The organism is Halorubrum sp. ARQ200, assembly GCF_005435115.1.
Taxonomy (GTDB): Archaea; Halobacteriota; Halobacteria; order Halobacteriales; family Haloferacaceae; genus Halorubrum; species Halorubrum tropicale.
In genome coordinates this window covers 53,442-68,992 of sequence record NZ_SGTZ01000001.1, presented here as the reverse complement: position 1 = coordinate 68,992, position 15,551 = coordinate 53,442, and the positions used below count along the sequence as shown (strand labels likewise).

The window sequence follows — 15,551 nt, the reverse complement described above, 5'->3', positions numbered from 1 at the left end:
GCACGCACCACCGCGTTGTCGTGGTGTCAGTCCGCCGGCAGCCCGTCTCGGAGTGCGAAGCGATTAGTCGCCGCCGCCGCAAGGTTCGCTATGGCTGACTTCGAGACCACGCCGGCGTTTCGCGGGCTGGAGAGTCGGGCGTCGGGACGCGTCCACGAGACCGCCGACGCGGCCGCGATCGACGACGACGAGCGGGCGCGCGGCCTCGACCCCGTCTACGACTACGACGCGGTCGACCCGGACGACCTGTTCGACCCCGCGGCGCGGGGCGGCAGCGGCGACGCCCGGGCCGCGCCCGCGACCGCGAGGGGCCACTGGCGCTTCGACGCGCTGCTCCCGTTCCCGGCCGCGGACGCGCTCACCGCGGGCGAGGGCGCCACGCCGCTCGTGGCGACCGACCGGCTCGCCGGCGAGCTCGACGTCGACGCGGTGTACGTCAAAGACGAGGGGCGAAACCCGACGGGGACCGTCCTCGACCGCGGGCTCTCGCTCGCGATGACGGCGGTCGCGAGGCGGGCGGCCGACGGCGCCGACGTGGAGCCGCTCGTCTGCGCGAGTCCCGGCAACGCCGGGCAGTCGATGGCGGCGTACGCGGGCCGGGCGGACCTGCGCTCGTACGCGTTCGTCCCCTCGCGCTGCGCGTTCTCGAACAAGTCGATGACGAACGTCCACGGCGGCGAGATGCGCGTGGTCGGCGGGCGCTTCCCGGACGCCGCCGAGGCGGTCGACGAGCAGCTGGAGACCGAGTACACCGACCTCGGCGAGTTCGTCACCCCCTACCGCCACGAGGGCGCCAAGACGGTCGCGTTCGAGCTCGTCGCCGACCTCGGCGACGCCCCCGACGTCGTCGTCGTCCCGACCGGCTCCGGCGAGGTCGTCACCGGCGTGTACAAGGGGTTCGACGAGCTCGACCGGATCGGCGCGATCGACGGGACGCCGAAGGTCGTCGCGGCGCAGGCGGCGGGCTGCGCCCCGATCGCGGCCGCCGTCGAGCGGGGCCTCGACGAGCCCGAGCCGTGGGGGACGCCCGACACCATCTGCGGTGAACTGGAGATCGCGGACCCCGCCGGCGGCGCCGCGGCCGTCGCGGCGGTCACCGAGAGCGGCGGGACCGCGGTCGGCGTCGACGACGACGACATCCTCGCGAGCGCGGTCGCCGTGGCGCAGAACGAGGTCGTCGAGATGGGCGCCACGGGCGGCGCGGCCCCCGCCGGCGCGTGGGCGCTCGCCGAGGAGGGCTTCTTCGACGGCGACGAGACCGTCGTGCTGCTCAACAGCGACGCCGGGCTGAAGACGCCCGACGTGCTCCGCAGCCACCTGATGGGACAGGGGATCTAGACGGACCCGTCGGTCAGCGCTCGGTGCGGCTCGCGCGCTCCTCGCCCGTCACTCGCCCCGCGCGAGCAGGCCGGTCGCGAGCAGCGCGAGCGCGGCCGCGACGGCGCCGAACCCGGGCGACTCCGCGCCCGTGTCGCCGGCGCTCTCCCCGTCGCCGCCGTCGGTCCCGTCCGAATCTCCGGTCGTCGAACCGTCCGACGCGTCGCCGTCCCCGGAGCCGTCGCCCGAGGAATCGCCGCCGTCGGAGCCGTCCCCGTCAGACGAGCCGCCCTCGGCGCCGTGCGTCGACTCGCTGCCGTCGCTCCGTAGCTCGACCACGGCGTTCGACAGCGTCGTCGTCGACTCGATCACGCTGCGCGGCGCCGGCTGGTTGAGGTGGTTCACGTTCATCACCACGTAGCTGTCCTCGGCGCCCGCGGTCGTGCTGGCGTACGGCTCCTGGTCGAGGATCGCGGCCTCGGAGTCGGTGACGATGATCAGCTCGGGGTCCGTCTCTAGGATTACCTCGTCGGAGAGTTGCGGGTACGCCTCGTACTCCGCGGCGGCGTTGTCGGTCCCGCCCGCGGTCATGATCGCGTCGATGAAGGTGTTGTTCGCCGCCACGTAGCCGCCGCCGAGGGGGTAGAGGGCGGTCGGCCGGTCGACGCCGCTGGTCCGCTCCTCGGCCGCCTCCACCGCGTCGTACATCTCCGCGTTGGTCTCGCTCGCGGCCTCGCACGCGCCCACGAGTCGACCGATCGTCTCCGTCTTCTCGGCGATGTCGCCGATGCTCGTCGCCGCCGGGAAGTGGTAGACGGTCAGCCCCTGCTCGCGGAGCGGCTCCACGTCGGCCGCCGAGGAGTTCGGCGCCAACACGAGGTCGGGCTCGGTGTCGACGACGCGCTCGACGCTCGCGCCGAACGAGGCGGAAACGTTCGCCCGCTCCTCGGCGCCGTCGAGGTAGAAGGCGAACTGGCTCACGCCGACGACGCGGTCCTGCGCGCCGAGCTCCCACAGCGTCTGCGCCGCAGACGGGGAGATCGTCGTGATCCGGTCGGGGCGCTCCTCTAAGGTTATCGTCTCGCCGGTGGCGTCGGTCGCGTTGTACGGGAAGCCGCAGGCGCCGTCGGTCTGCGCGGCCCCCGCGCCCGTCGCCGCCGCGCCGACCGCCGGCTGCGCGCCCGCGGTGGGCCCGTCGGTCGATATCGTCGACTGTGCGCCCGCCGCCGTCCCGGCGACGCCGCCGATCAGGGCGGTCGTCACCAGCACGGCTATCGCGATCGCGAAGCTGTCTCGCATCGCGTCCATGACCGGACTCGTCCAATAAGTATTTACCTACTACAAGTTGTGTTGGAGTACGCATGCGACCATGGGTTCGGTCGGCGTACTGGTCGGCGGCGGTAGCCGCGCTCCTCGCGGTCGCCGTCGTGGTCAGCGCCGCGATCGGTCCCGTCTCCGTCCCGCCCGAGACCGTCGTGAAGTCGGTGCTGAACGCGCTCGCGGTGCCAGCGGGGATCGAGACGAGCGCCAGCGGCGTCGGTCCGCTGCCGGTCCCCGGCGTCGGACCGCTGACGCTCCCGGGCGTCGACCTCGCGTTCGCGTCCCCGTTCGCGTTCCCCGTCGACTCGGTCCACCAGCAGATCGTCGTGGGCGTGCGGCTGCCGCGGATCCTGCTGGCCGCGCTCGTCGGGTTCGCGCTCGCGGCCGCCGGCACGGTGATGCAGGGCTTCTTCCGCAACCCGATGGCCGACCCCTCGATAATCGGCGTCTCCTCGGGCGCGGCGGTCGGCGCGGTCGCGTACATCGTCTTCCCCGCCGCGCTCTCGGCGACGGTCGCCGTCCCCCTCTTCGGGCCGGTCGAGGTCGCGCTCTCGCGCGGCGCCGGGACGAGCCTCTTCGCGTTCGTCGGCGCGCTCGCCGCCGCCTTCGGCGTGTACGCCATCGCGACCCGGGGCGGCCGGACGCCCGTCGCCACCCTCCTCCTGGCCGGCGTCGCGGTCCAGACGTTCCTCGGCGCGGTCGTCTCGTACCTCCAGCTCCAGGCCGGCGAGTCGCTCCGCCAGATCGTCGCGTGGCTGATGGGCCACCTCTCCGGCGCGGCGTGGAGCGAGGTCGCCGTCACCGCCGTCGTCGTGCCGCCGCTGTTCGCCGTGCTGCTCGCGTACGCCCGCGACCTCAACGTCCTCCTGCTCGGCGAGGAGGAGGCCCGAGGGCTCGGCATCGCCGTCGAGCGGACCAAGCGCGTGCTGCTCGCGGCGTCGGCGCTGGTCACGGCCGCGGGCGTCGCGTTCGCCGGCGTGATCGGGTTCGTCGGCCTCATCGTCCCGCACATGCTCCGGCTCGTCGTCGGCCCCGACCACCGGGTGCTGCTCCCGACCGCGGCGCTTTCCGGCGGCACCTTCCTCGTCGCGGCCGACACGCTCGCGCGCTCCGCCCCCGCCGAGTACCCGGTCGGGATCATCACCGCCGCGGTCGGCGCGCCCTTCTTCGTCTACCTGCTCGTGACCCGTGAGGTGACGGAGCTGTGAGCGCGGACCGCCACGCGGACGCCGAGGCGGCGGACGGCGAGGAATCCGTCGCCGAGACGGCCGAGGCCCGACCCGCCGCCGCGCGCGACGGGTCGGCGTCGCTCGCGGGACCGGGGTCGCTCCCGGACACCGCTCGGTCGTTCGGCGACGACCCGCTGCTGTCGGTCGCGGACGTTGCCGTCTCGTTCGGCGACCTCGACGTCGTCTCCGGGGTCGACCTCCGCGTCGAGCCGGGGTCGCTCGTCGGCCTCGTCGGCCCCAACGGCGCCGGCAAGACGACGGTGTTGCGCGCGGTGACCGGGGCCGTCGAGCCGGACGCCGGGACCGTCGAGATCGGCGGCGACCCGGCGGCGTCGCTGTCGGCCAAGGCGGTCGGGCGCCGGGTCGCGAGCGTCCCGCAGGCGACGAACCTCGCGTTCGACTTCCGCGTGCGCCACGTCGTCGAGATGGGGCGGACCCCGCACCTCGGGCGCTTCGACGCGCACGGCGTCGCGGACGACGAGGCGGTCGACGCCGCGATGGCCGCGGCCGACGTCGAGCGGTTCGCGGACCGCTCGATCACCGAGGTCTCCGGCGGCGAGCGCCAGCGCGTCCTGCTCGCCCGGGCCCTGGCGCAGGCGGCCCCGCTCCTCCTCCTGGACGAGCCGACCGCCAGCCTCGACGTGAACCACGCGGTCGAGACGCTGGAACTGGTCCGCGCGTTCGTCGACGACGGCGACCGGGGGGCGATCGCCGCGATCCACGACCTCGACGCCGCGGCCCGGTACTGCGACGAGGTCGTCGTCCTCGCGAACGGCGGCGTCCGGGCCGCCGGCCCGCCTGAGGACGTGCTCTCGGCGTCGACCGTCGGCGCCGCCTTCGACGCCGAGGCGTTCGTCGGCCGCGACCCGGCGACCGGCGCGCCCGCGGTGACGGCGTTCCCCCACAGCGACGTCGAGCCCCGGCGCGTCCACGTGATCGGCACGGGGCGCCCGGCGGCGCGCGCCGTCGCCCGGCTGGCGGCCGCGGGCCACGAAGCCTCCGTCGGCGTCGTTCCGGCGGGGGACGCCGCCGCCGGCGCCGCCGCGGACGCGGGCGCGACCGCCGTGACGGCGCCGCCGTTCGAGGCCCCGTCCGCGGCGGCGGTCGCGGCGGCGCGGAGTCTCGCGGCCGACGCGGACGCGACGCTCGTCGTCGGGTCGGAGGGCCTGGGTGCCCCCGACGCGCCGCGCGGCCCGAACGCCGAGGTGGCCGCGGCCGCCGACCGGGTCGTCTCGGTCGCCGCCGACGCGAGCGGCGCGGAACTGCTCGACGCGGTCGCGGCCGCGACCGCGGACGGGGAGTGAGCCGTCCGCGAAGCGTCACCGTTTATTCGCTCGCCCGCGTCTCGCCGACGATGAGCGTCCCCTGCGTGGCCGTCGACCGCGAGCGCGGCGAGACCGTCCGGAGCCGGCTCGCCGACGCCGACGCCCTCGACGGCGACCACCAGATCGCCGTCGACGGCGACACGATCTACATCCCCGTCGCGGACCGCGATCGGGTCCCGGCCGACCTCGCGGCCCACGTCGTGGAGCGCGACGCGGCGGCCCGGGACCGGCCCACGACGCCCGCGGAGATCCTCGGCTACGAGCCCTCGATCGAGCGGCTGGGCGACATCGTCATCGTCGACGAGGACGACGACGACCGCGCCCGCGAGATCGCGGACGCGGTCATGGCCGCCGACCTCCCCTGCGACACGGTCCTCAACCGCGCGTCGCCGATCGAGGGCGAACTGCGGGTCCGTCAGTGGGACGTGCTGGCCGGGAACGGCACCGAGACGGTCCACCGCGAGTACGGCCACGAGTTCGCGCTCGACGTCGCGGAAGTGTACTTCTCGCCGCGGCTCGCGACCGAGCGGCACCGCGTGGTCGAGCAGGTGGAGTCCGGCGAGTCGGCGGTCGACATGTTCGCCGGCGTGGGACCGTACGCCGTCCCCATGGCCGCCCGCGGCGCCGACGTGGTCGCGTGCGACCTCAACGAGCGCGCCGTCGAGTACCTCCGGGAGAACGCCGAGCGCAACGGCGTCGCCGACCGGGTGACGGCCGTCGCGGGCGACGTCCGCGAGATCGCCGAGTCGTGCGCCGACACCGCCGACCGGCTCGTGATGAACCTCCCGCACTCCGCGGACGAGTTCCTCGACACCGCCGTCGCGCTCGCGGGCGACGACTGCGTGATCCACTACTACGACATCCAACACGAGGACGAGCCGTTCGGCCCGGGCCGGCGCGCGATCGAGGCGGCCGCCGGCGACGCCTACGCCGTCGACGTCGAGACCGAACGGGTCGTCCGGTCGTACGCGCCACACGAACAGAACGTCTGTCTCGACGTCCGGCTGACCCGCGTCGACGGCTGACCGCGCCGGTCGGTCCCGCCCCGGTACCGACGGCACAGACACGTCAGGCCGCTCACTTATGAGTGACACTCACTATCGTGAACGTGTATGAGCGACGCCGAAGACCCCGCGGAGCGCATCGACGAGACGACCACCTGGCCGGACTTAGCGATCGGGCTGTACGACCGGCTCACGGGCCGAAACGCCGAAATACACTATCAGTTCGAGGATATGACCGTCGAGGTGCCGAGCGGGACCGGCGACGACGCCGAGCACGCCGAGTGGCGCGTCGACGGCGGCGTCCGGGTCACCACGCGTGAGCGGGAGTGAGTCCGGGCGGCGCCTCTCGGTCGAGACCGAGGACCTGACGCTCTCGGTCGACGGGGTCGACGCCGCGGTCCGCGCGACCGGCCGCCGGCTGTTCGTCGAGGTCGACAGCGTCGGCGACGCCCTCCGCGTCGCCCGGCGGCTCCCGGCGGAGTCCGTCTCGACCCTCGCGACCGCGGAGCTGGTCCGGGGCGGTCTCACCGCCGAGGTCAGGGTCCGCGGGCGGACGGTCGCGGTCGCGGGCGCCGACGCGCGGCCGGGGCCGCTCTCGCACCGCCTCGGCGTCGCGCCCGCGGAACTGCGGCTCGCTGGCGTCGTCGGCGCCGGGTACGCCGGGCTCTCCGCGGAGGTCCGTCGCGCGCGGCGGCTGTTCGCGTAACGCGAATCAGCACCCGCGCGAGCGCGTCGGGCGGTCCGGTCGCTCGCGAGGGAGCGTTGAGACAGCGAGAACGCCGCGTCGCCCCGACCCTCCTCGGGGCGACGCGGCCGGGGCCCGTCACATGACAAGCGGTCGCGGCGGCGGTCGGCGGACCAGAGGTGATTCTGCGCTTGGCGCGTCGGAGACGCGTTTCACACGGTAGCCGCGACGGGACGCTGCTGGGGATGACGGCCGCGTCGAGTCGCCGTGGGGCCGGCGACCGACGTGACTATCCCCGCCCGGTACGGGCTTCGACCGGGCACGCACCGCCGAGGGATTCGATCCCCGCCGTCTCGGCACGCGGGCGGTGTCATCACGTCTGAATTCAAACCCGAACACGCATTTAGTCTTTTTCCTTATACACTTGTGAACTATTTCGCTTGCTTGTGAGTATCGAGATAGAATACGACCCAACACAAGACGATTGTCAGATTGCTACCGAGACAATTCGCCGATTCGGTCGCGGGAGTCGGCGCGTCGGATCGCCGCCCCGTCCCCGTTTCGGAACCCTTATTTTTCCGTCCGGGAATTGTCGAATGCGCGCCGGAGTAGCTCAGCTGGCAGAGCGATTCCTTCGTAAGGAATAGGTCGAGGGTTCAAATCCCTCCTCCGGCTCTTCTGACGGAACGGAGTGGAGTCGAAGAGCCGCGGGTGAGATTTGAGCTAGGGAGTAAAGCGAAGCGGAACGACCGTGGTTCACAGTCCCTCCTCCGACTCTTGTGACGGTGCGACGCCGAACCGGTGAGCGACGGGACTCCCGACCGCTGACGTGAGCGCGGTTCTCGGAGCCGATCAAGCCGTTCCGATCGTTCGGTCACCGGCTCCCGGAAAACTATTTATATTCTAAAAATAATATTAGGTGTGTGGTTATTTATCACGGAGTCTTATCGGCGTATATGCGACCAGAATACGACTGCAACGGCGAAGAAATGTACGAGTGTTTCAAATGCGGCCGGCGGACCGGCTCGCCCGGCGAGTGCGAGTGCGGGGGCGAACTGCTTCACATCGGTCGCTCGCGGGACCTGTGAGCGTGGCCGAACCGGGCCGTCTCCGGGCCGTCGACGGCGCGGTCAGTCGCCGGTAGGGTCGCCCTCGGTGCCCGCGTCCTCTCCCTCGCCGCCGTTCCCGCCGTCCTCGTCGGCTCCGCCCGCGTCTCCCTCCGGATCGTAGTCCGGCAGCGAGAGGACGTTCTCGCGGCCCAGACGGAAGCCGTCGAGGTCGCCCTCGTCGCGCAGCCCCGTCACCACCTGGCTCGTCTTCGCGGCGGTCCAGTCCAACCGCTCGGCCACCTGCTTCTGTTTCATCCGGCCTCCCTCCGACTCGATCAGCCGGAGCACCTGCTCCTCGTTGCTCAACAGGTCGCCGTCGACGGGCCGCGGCTCGTCCGAGTCCGGCTCCGACGCGTCGCCGTCGTCGTCGCCGGCCGTCGGCTCCGCCGTCGAGTCGCTCGCGGCCGCCGCGCTCTTCGGGGCGCCCGAGCCGTTCGCCGGCGCGTCGCCGGTCGCCTCGGTCTCGGCGTCTCCGCCCCCCGCGGGCGCCGCGGGCTCGGCGTCTCGACGACGGTAGGCGACGGCGGCGCCGGCGACGACGAGCGCCCCGAAGAGCGCGGCGACACCGGCGGTCGGGACCCCCGAGAGCGGCCCCGCGGGCGCGACGGAGATCCGCGGCTGGCCGGCGGAGAAGTCGACCGGCCCGTTCCAGACCACGGACCGCTCCCGCACCTCGCTCGGCTCGGGCGTCGTCTCGCCGAGGCGGTACCCCTCCGGCCACGAGACGATGAGCGACGAGGAGTCGTCGAGGAACAGCCCGTCGACGGCGTCGCCGACGCGGAGCCGGTCGCCGTCGACGGCCGCGAAGTTCGTCCACTCGAACCGGTAGGTCAACACGCCGTACGCCTGCGGGAGCTCGCGCCGCTCGGCGGTCACGGTCGCGTTCGACACGGTCATGTTGCGGCCCGTCGCCGTCTCGGCGGTCTCCGCGGTCGAGGCCATCCGGTCGCGGAACCGGGTCGTGTACGCTTCCGTGTCGTTCTCCACGTCCACGCGGAGCTGTTCGAACGCCCGCTCCTCCTCGTCGGTGCCGAGCCGGATCCGGTACTCGACGGTCCACCGCGCGTCCCCGTCCGGCTGGACGGCGACCTCCATCGACACGTCGTCCGGTTCGACGTCCATCTGAGCGAACCCGCCCTCGAACGGGACCGCGCCGGCGCCGCCCGCGCCGAGCGCGAGGCCGACGGCTCCGAGGAGGGCGATGACTGCGAGGAGGATCGGCGCTCGCTGCACGCCGTGAGCGACAGACCGTGTGAATAAATTCCTTCTCATCCCCGACCGGCGACGTTCCCAGAACCGAGCGCTCTCACCCGTCGCGCTGCGCCCCGCTCACGCATCGCGGCCCGGGTGGGCGTCGACGACGCCTCGCGGGGACGTCACCGACGGTTCGTCGCCGTCCTGCTCGGATTCGTCGTCGCTCGACTCGTCTCCTTCGGATCCGCGGTCGTCGGACCCGCCCGCCCCAGGTCCGCCGCCGGACCCGTTTCCGTCGGACTCGTCCGGGGGGCCGCCGGGGGCTGCCCCCGGCTCGTCGTCGGCCTCGTCCCCGTCTCTGGGGTCGGACCCGTTCGGGGCGCCGTCCTCGCCGTTCCCGTCCGGCGGTCCTCGGCGTTCGCTTCCGTCGTCCGCGTCCGACTCGCCGTCCTCGCGGTCCTCCTCGTTCGGGGGTCCGGCTTCGTCGTCCTCGCCGGGCCCCCTGTCGTCCGGCGGGCCCCCGGCTTCGGGCCCGCGGTCCTCCGGCGGCCCGCGTCCGGTCCCGTTTCCGGGCGGCCCGCGTCCGGACGCGACCGGTCCGCCAACGCCGTCGCCGGCCACGCCGCGGGCGATGGCGGCGACCTCGGGGCCGCTGAGCGCGCTCGCGCGCTCGCGCAGCGCCGTCAGTCGATCGCCGTCCACGCCCGCCTCGCTGCGGACGGCGGCCGGGAGCTCGGCGGCCGCGCTCGCGCTCCGGTTCAGCCCGCGAGAGAGCGTCTCGATCCGCGCGGTCGTCGTCGCCATCCGCGCGGCGTACTCCCCCTGACTCAACTCGCCGGCCGCGCGGCGCTCGCGCAGCGCCTCCTGCCGCTGCTCCAGCTCCGCGAGGCGCGCTTCGGTCCGGTTCAGTCGCTCCGCCACGACGGCGGCGCGGCTCTCGTTGCTCGCCGCCTCGCGGAGCCCGACCGCGAAGGCGCGCGACTCAACCTCGCCTTCGATCTCGGCGCCCTGGACGCCGACGACGCCGGCGAGCTGCTCGCCGGGACTCAGGTCGAGCGTCGCGTTCTCGGCGCCCGAGTCCGCACCGCTCCCGTTCGGCGCGTCGGTCTGTGCGGTCACCGCTCCCGCCGGCGCGGCGGCGGCGGCCCCCGCGATCACCGCGGCGGCGACGGCCGCGACGACGAGGCCGGCAATCCATCGGTTCATCACCAGCGGGTACGCACTCCGTCCGTATATACCCGGAACTCCGTTAAGTCGGATCAACGCGGATTAATCGCCCGACGTGAGGGAGGCAGTGCGGTCCAGGGGAACAGTCGCGTCGCCGAGGGAGCGATCCCGCAGGGGGCGCGCGGTCCGGACCGATCGCCGTCACCGCGCGAACCCGGTAGCGCAGGCGGCGTCGGCACCGCCGCGGCTCAGTACGTCTTCGCGAAGTAGGCGGTCCGCTCGGCGTCGGCGTCGCACATCGCGCACGTCTCGTCGTGCCCCTCGTCGGCGAGGGGGTCGTCGTCCTCGAACGGCACCATCACGATCTCGGCGGCCATCGGCTCCTTGATCGGCTCCTCACAGGCCTCGTCGCCGCACCACGGGGCCTTCACGTAGCCGCCGTGCTGGCCGAGCGTGCCGAGGATGTCGGCGCGGTCGTCGGCCTCGCGCACGCCGTCGTCGAGGGTCTCCTCGGCGGTCGCGTACAGCTTGGCGTATACCTCGTCGAACTGGTCGCGGACGGTCTCGGCGACCCCGTCGCGGTCGACCTCGACGCTCTCGCCGTCGGGCCGGTGGACCAGGGTGAGCTCCTCGTCGTCGACCTCGTGGGGGCCGATCTCGATCCGGAGCGGGATCCCGTTGAGCTCGTGTTCGTTGAACTTGAACCCGGGGTTGCGCTCGTCGCGGTCGTCGAGTTCGACCCGGATCCCCGCGTCGTCGAGGTCGTCGGCCACTCCCTCCGCGTACGCCAGCACGTCGTCTTTCGTGTCCTCCTGCCAGATGGGGACGACGACGACCTGGGTGGGGGCGACGGTGTGGGGCAGGACGAGCCCCTGCTCGTCGGAGTGGGTCATGATCAGCGCGCCCAGCGCGCGCCACGAGAGCCCCCACGAGGTGGTGTGGGCGGTGCGCTCCTCCTCGTCCTCGTCCGAGTAGGTGATGTCGAACGCCTCCGCGAACGACTGCCCGAGGTGGTGGGAGGTGCCCGCCTGGACCGACTTCCCGTCGGGCATCAGCGCCTCGACGGTCGTCGTCGTGTCGGCGCCGGGGAACTTGTCGTGGTCCGGCTTCTGTCCCTTCAGGACCGGCAGCGCGAGCAGGTCCTCGTAGACGGACTCGTACTGGTCGAGCCGCGTCATCGTCTCGTCCCACGCGTCCTCGCGGGTCGCGTGCGCGGTGTGACCTTCCTGCCAGAGGAACTCCTTCGTGCGGAAGAACGGCTTCGTCTCGGTCGCCTCCCACCGCACGACCGAGCACCACTGGTTCACGCGCAGCGGGAGGTCGCGGTGGCTCCGGACCCACCGGCTGATGTACGGCGTGATGATCGACTCGGAGGTGGGGCGGACCGCCAGCCGCTCTTCGAGCTCTTTGTTCCCCGCCTCGTCGACCCACGCCACCTCGGGGTCGAACCCCTCGACGATGTCCTTCTCGCGTTCGAGGTACGACTCGGGGATGAACAGCGGGAAGTAGGCGTTCTGAACGCCCGTCTCCTTGAACTTCGCGTCGAGGAAGCCCTGGAGGCGCTCCCAGACGGCGTACGCCCGCGGGCGGGTGACGATGAACCCGCTCATCCCCTCGGGGCCGTAGTCCGCGAGCCCCGCCTTCCGTACGACCTCGGCGTACCACTCGCCGGTGTTGTGCGTCTTGGACTCGGTGATTCCGAGCTCCTGGTCGTCGTCGCTCATTACTCTCGAAAGCGGGTGTCTCGGGCTTAAAAGGTCCGAACCCGACCGCCGTCGCCCGCCCTCGCGGCGCGTCGGTACGGAGGCCTTTCGTCCCGGCGCGTCGCCAAATTCGGGTAAACTCGGGACGAGAGTCGTCGGGGTACATGGTCGCTTCGCCCCTCCCACGGGTACGATGTTCCCGACGAAGCGGACCGTCCTGCTCGCGGCGCTGATCGTCGTGCTGTCGGCGTTCGCGGCGACGCTCGTCAGTCAGATCTCGGCGGTCTGAGCCGCGCTCGCGCCCGCTCCGGCCCGCTCCAGTCCGCCGTTCCGTCCGGTACGGTCGGAATCCGCGGAAACGTTATCCGCCTCGCGTGGCCTATCACTCCCATGGACCTGTCGGGGCTGCGCCGACACACGCCGCAGTCGCTCGCCGGCCGGCGGGAGGCGGCGGTGCTGGCGCCGGTGATCGCGCGGGACGGCGACGCCAACCTCCTCTTTACCAAGCGCGCCGCGCACCTCGGCGAACACCCCGGGCAGATGAGCTTCCCCGGGGGCGGCCGCGAGCCGATCGACCGGACGCTGACCGACACCGCGCTGCGCGAGGCCGACGAGGAGGTCGGCATGCGACCGACGGAGGTCGACGTCGTCGGGCGCCTCGACGACACCCGCACGTCGAGCAAGTACGCGGTCCGCCCGTTCGTCGGCGTCGCCCCCGATCGCCAGTACGTCCCGGACGAGTCGGAGGTCGCCGAGGTGGCGGTCCTCCCGGTCGACGCGCTCACCGACCCGGCGAACTACGAGTCGGAGCGCCGCGTCGGCCACCCGGAGTACGGCGACCACCGCGTCCACTTCTTCCACGTCGACGGCTACACCGTCTGGGGCGTGACGGGTCGGATGGTCGTCCAACTGCTCGAACGGACGACCGACTGGCGCGCGCCCGCGGAGCCGGACCGGGTCGTCGGGGCGGACGCAGAGCTGCCGATATGAGGTCCGACGGACCCGTATGGGCAGTTTTACCAGGTTAGCGCGAAATCTACTGCTATGTCCGACCTCGCCGAACGCCTCCGCGCGGTCGACGGCGCGGAGGCCCGGGTGATAGCTCACCTCGGGTCCCTCGATTTCACCGTCGAATACGTCAGGGACGACCTCGCGTCCCGGTACACCGATCAGGACTTGGAGTCCGCGTACCGGCTGATAATGGCGAACCAGGTCACCGGCGACGACTTCAAGGAACTGATCGACGAGTCGTTCGAGGCCCAGACGCTGTTCTTCGAGAAGGTCGTCGTGTTCGTGTTCCCCTCGGCCCGCTACGAGGCCGTCTTCGCCTCGTTCGACCGGACCGAGCCGTTCCCCGTCCTCGACATCATCGACGCCGCCGATCAGTCCTGACCCCCCGCGGCCCCCGACTCGTATCGGCCGCTTACTCCGTCGGCTCGACCGCCAGCCGCAGCGCCGCGGGCGCGCCGTCGGCGAGCGCGGCGACCAGGTCGCGGTCGAGGTCGGCCGCGGCGCCGTCCCCGTGGACGAGGACCGTCCGCTCGTCGTCGGTGTAATCGCTCGTGCGTCCGACCATGGAGCGCTCGTCGAGCAGGGCGAGCCCGGGGTCGCCGCGACCGACGATCCGGTCGACGTGGGCGGGGTCGGCGAGGTCGACCGCCTCGGCGCCCGGCTCCCCGACCGCGACGGCGGCCGTGATCGTCGCGTCCGCGTCCCGGCAAGCCTCGCGGAACTCGGCCGAGAAGTCCCGCGGGGCCCGGTCCGCCTCGACGCCGACGATACAGTCGCCCGCCGGCGTGAGCCAGTCGTCGGTCGTGAACTCGAACGTGCTCGCGTGCTCGGCGGTGACGTGCTCGTGGCCGACCGCGCGCACGACCTCGACGTACGGGTCGTCGGCGGCCGCGTCGGCGTCGCGCGCGACGGGCTCGCTCCGGGCGTCTGCGTCGCTCATGTCCGTCGGTCGGCGGCGGCGCGACAAGTGCGCGTCGCTTCGGCGGCGGGGATCGACCCGCGGGCGGCGGCGGGGGGCCGTCGGGTCACACGTCGGCGCCCTCGGCGAGCGCCGGGACGAGGCGGGCGGGGTTCTTCGCCAGCACGCGCCGCATCAGGTCCTCGGAGACGTCGAGCGTGAGCACTTCCATCACGCCGACGTTCGGGTGGACGTCCGGCGCGCCGGAGCCGAAGAGGACGCGGTCGGGGTGTTCTAAGACGCCGCGCTCGAGCACCTCGCGGTACCGCACGGCGCTCGTGTCGACGTACAGCCGGTCGTACTCGTCGAGCAGGTCAAGGGTCTCGCTCATCAGGTCGGCGTCGAGCGGGTACCCGCCGAAGCTCCCCAAAACGACGGGGAGGTCGTAGCCGAGCAGCTCCGTCTCGACCGCTTCCGGCGGGAACTGCCGGCCCGCGTGGACGAACAGGGGGAGGTCGGCGTCCTCGAGGCGGGTCAGCACGTCCTCGTTGGGGAGGCCGTCGACGTGGGGCGCCAGCGTGAAGCCGTGAAAGCGGTCGTCGTAGGAGTACTGCTCGACGTCGTCGGGGCGGGTGTGGTGGTCGTCGCGCTCGGCGCGCAGGTTCCGGACGGCCGACACCGGCCCGGTCCCGGGGTCGCGGGGGCCGTTGAGGCGGGCGAACGCGACGAACGGGCGGTCGATAGAGAGGCGGGCGACGGCGTTGTTCGCGCGGAGGTAGCTCCGCCCGGCGGCGCGTTGCCCGGGGCTCGCGACCGCGCGGACGATCCCGGCCTGGAGCATCTCGCGTTCCAGCCGCTCCGGCGAGATGTCCCGCCCGTGGGTGGCGACCGACGACTCGTCGGGGTCGAGGGTCGCGCGGGTGTCGACGATCCGGAAGTCGTGTTCGAGCCCGAGCATGGCCGCTCTCTATCGGTTCGTCTCGGGCGACCCGCATGTGCCTGTCGGTCGCACGGCGGACGCCCCCTCGCGTTCCCGGACGCGACGGCGACCCACACCGGACGAACGCTGAAGTGGCCGTCCGCCGTCGCGGATTGACATGGAACTCGTGGCGGCGGGCGAGGACGACCTCGACGCCCTCGTCGAGCGGTGGTACGACCTCGCGACGGCGATGGAGGCGCACTCGGAGCTGAACGAAATCGCCTACGAGGACGCGGAAGCGGTCCCGGACGACGGCTTCCGCGCGCACCTCGACGACCCCTCCGTGACCGACTACCTCGTGGTCGTCGACGGCGAGACGGTCGGGTTCGTCACCCTCGAAGCGGGCGAGCGACCATCCCGGGAGCGGGGGCGGTACCTCGACGTGGTGAACCTCGAAATCGACCCGGGCCGCCGGAACGAGGGACACGGCAGCGCGGTCCTCGAGCGGGTGGAGGCGATGGCCCGCGAGGACGACCGCGACTACCTCACCGTCTCCTGCGAGTGGGGCAACGACGGCGCGCGGCGGTTCTACCGCGACGCGGGCTTCGAGCCGAAACAGGTGACGTACGCGCGCCCGCTGGAGTGATCGCCGGGCGACGCCCGCGGCCGG

16 protein-coding genes and 1 tRNA gene are annotated in these 15,551 nt (G+C 72.7%); 11 read left to right on the top strand and 6 right to left on the bottom strand.

Going from position 1 to position 15,551, the window contains the following annotated elements; all coding sequences use genetic code 11:
- Positions 1-90: 90 nt before the first annotated feature.
- Positions 91-1,338, top strand: coding sequence for a pyridoxal-phosphate dependent enzyme (locus EXE50_RS00320; protein WP_053772335.1), 1,248 nt, complete (start codon positions 91-93; stop codon positions 1,336-1,338).
- Between the two features lie 48 nt (positions 1,339-1,386).
- Here the strand turns inward: EXE50_RS00320 and EXE50_RS00315 are convergent, their stop codons facing one another.
- The gene (locus EXE50_RS00315) at positions 1,387-2,616 is read right to left on the bottom strand and encodes a PGF-CTERM-anchored ABC transporter substrate-binding protein (RefSeq protein ID WP_137704043.1); all 1,230 of its coding nucleotides are present in this window, start codon (positions 2,614-2,616) and stop codon (positions 1,387-1,389) included.
- Positions 2,617-2,678: 62 nt separating this feature from the next.
- Between EXE50_RS00315 and btuC the strand changes: the two genes are divergently transcribed.
- The 7 genes from btuC to EXE50_RS00280 all read left to right on the top strand — a co-directional run bounded on the left by btuC (position 2,679) and on the right by EXE50_RS00280 (position 7,968).
- Positions 2,679-3,845, top strand: coding sequence for a vitamin B12 ABC transporter permease BtuC (btuC, locus tag EXE50_RS00310; protein ID WP_137704042.1), 1,167 nt, complete (start codon positions 2,679-2,681; stop codon positions 3,843-3,845).
- A gap of 155 nt (positions 3,846-4,000) precedes the next feature.
- The gene (locus tag EXE50_RS00305; RefSeq protein ID WP_369333731.1) at positions 4,001-5,170 is read left to right on the top strand and encodes an ATP-binding cassette domain-containing protein; all 1,170 of its coding nucleotides are present in this window, start codon (positions 4,001-4,003) and stop codon (positions 5,168-5,170) included.
- 50 nt (positions 5,171-5,220) lie between these two features.
- Entirely contained in the window at positions 5,221-6,216 is a 996-nt protein-coding gene (locus tag EXE50_RS00300) for a class I SAM-dependent methyltransferase family protein (RefSeq protein WP_137704040.1), read from the top strand.
- A gap of 87 nt (positions 6,217-6,303) precedes the next feature.
- Positions 6,304-6,525, top strand: coding sequence for a hypothetical protein (locus EXE50_RS00295; protein ID WP_053772339.1), 222 nt, complete (start codon positions 6,304-6,306; stop codon positions 6,523-6,525).
- Positions 6,512-6,901: a peptide ABC transporter ATP-binding protein gene (locus tag EXE50_RS00290; protein WP_137704039.1), complete on the top strand. Its 390-nt coding sequence runs from the start codon at positions 6,512-6,514 to the stop codon at positions 6,899-6,901. The genes EXE50_RS00295 and EXE50_RS00290 overlap by 14 nt, the downstream gene beginning before the upstream one ends.
- Before the next feature lie 581 nt (positions 6,902-7,482).
- A tRNA-Thr gene (locus EXE50_RS00285) sits at positions 7,483-7,555 on the top strand.
- Between the two features lie 281 nt (positions 7,556-7,836).
- Complete coding sequence (locus tag EXE50_RS00280) at positions 7,837-7,968, top strand: rubrerythrin-like domain-containing protein (RefSeq protein WP_137704038.1); 132 nt, start codon at positions 7,837-7,839, stop codon at positions 7,966-7,968.
- A gap of 42 nt (positions 7,969-8,010) precedes the next feature.
- Here the strand turns inward: EXE50_RS00280 and EXE50_RS00275 are convergent, their stop codons facing one another.
- The 3 genes from EXE50_RS00275 to proS form a co-directional block, all read right to left on the bottom strand.
- Positions 8,011-9,222, bottom strand: coding sequence for a hypothetical protein (locus EXE50_RS00275; RefSeq protein WP_137704037.1), 1,212 nt, complete (start codon positions 9,220-9,222; stop codon positions 8,011-8,013).
- A gap of 96 nt (positions 9,223-9,318) precedes the next feature.
- Positions 9,319-10,389 carry a hypothetical protein gene (locus EXE50_RS00270; protein WP_137704036.1) on the bottom strand — a complete coding sequence of 357 codons (1,071 nt, stop codon included), beginning with the start codon at positions 10,387-10,389 and terminating at the stop codon, positions 9,319-9,321.
- A gap of 209 nt (positions 10,390-10,598) precedes the next feature.
- Positions 10,599-12,074: a proline--tRNA ligase gene (gene proS / locus EXE50_RS00265; RefSeq protein WP_053772343.1), complete on the bottom strand. Its 1,476-nt coding sequence runs from the start codon at positions 12,072-12,074 to the stop codon at positions 10,599-10,601.
- Between the two features lie 369 nt (positions 12,075-12,443).
- Here proS and EXE50_RS00260 point away from each other — a divergent pair, with 369 nt between their 5' ends.
- Positions 12,444-13,043: a CoA pyrophosphatase gene (locus EXE50_RS00260; protein WP_053772344.1), complete on the top strand. Its 600-nt coding sequence runs from the start codon at positions 12,444-12,446 to the stop codon at positions 13,041-13,043.
- 54 nt (positions 13,044-13,097) lie between these two features.
- Positions 13,098-13,445, top strand: a complete 348-nt coding sequence (locus EXE50_RS00255) for a hypothetical protein (RefSeq protein ID WP_053772345.1) — start codon at positions 13,098-13,100, stop codon at positions 13,443-13,445.
- Positions 13,446-13,476: 31 nt separating this feature from the next.
- Here EXE50_RS00255 and EXE50_RS00250 read toward each other — a convergent pair whose 3' ends face one another.
- On the bottom strand, positions 13,477-14,004 hold the full coding sequence (locus EXE50_RS00250; RefSeq protein WP_137704035.1) for a DUF371 domain-containing protein: 528 nt from the start codon (positions 14,002-14,004) through the stop codon (positions 13,477-13,479).
- 85 nt (positions 14,005-14,089) lie between these two features.
- Entirely contained in the window at positions 14,090-14,920 is an 831-nt protein-coding gene (locus tag EXE50_RS00245) for an amidohydrolase family protein (protein ID WP_137704034.1), read from the bottom strand.
- 139 nt (positions 14,921-15,059) lie between these two features.
- Here EXE50_RS00245 and EXE50_RS00240 point away from each other — a divergent pair, with 139 nt between their 5' ends.
- Entirely contained in the window at positions 15,060-15,527 is a 468-nt protein-coding gene (locus tag EXE50_RS00240; RefSeq protein WP_053772348.1) for a GNAT family N-acetyltransferase, read from the top strand.
- The last annotated feature ends 24 nt before the right edge of the window (positions 15,528-15,551 follow it).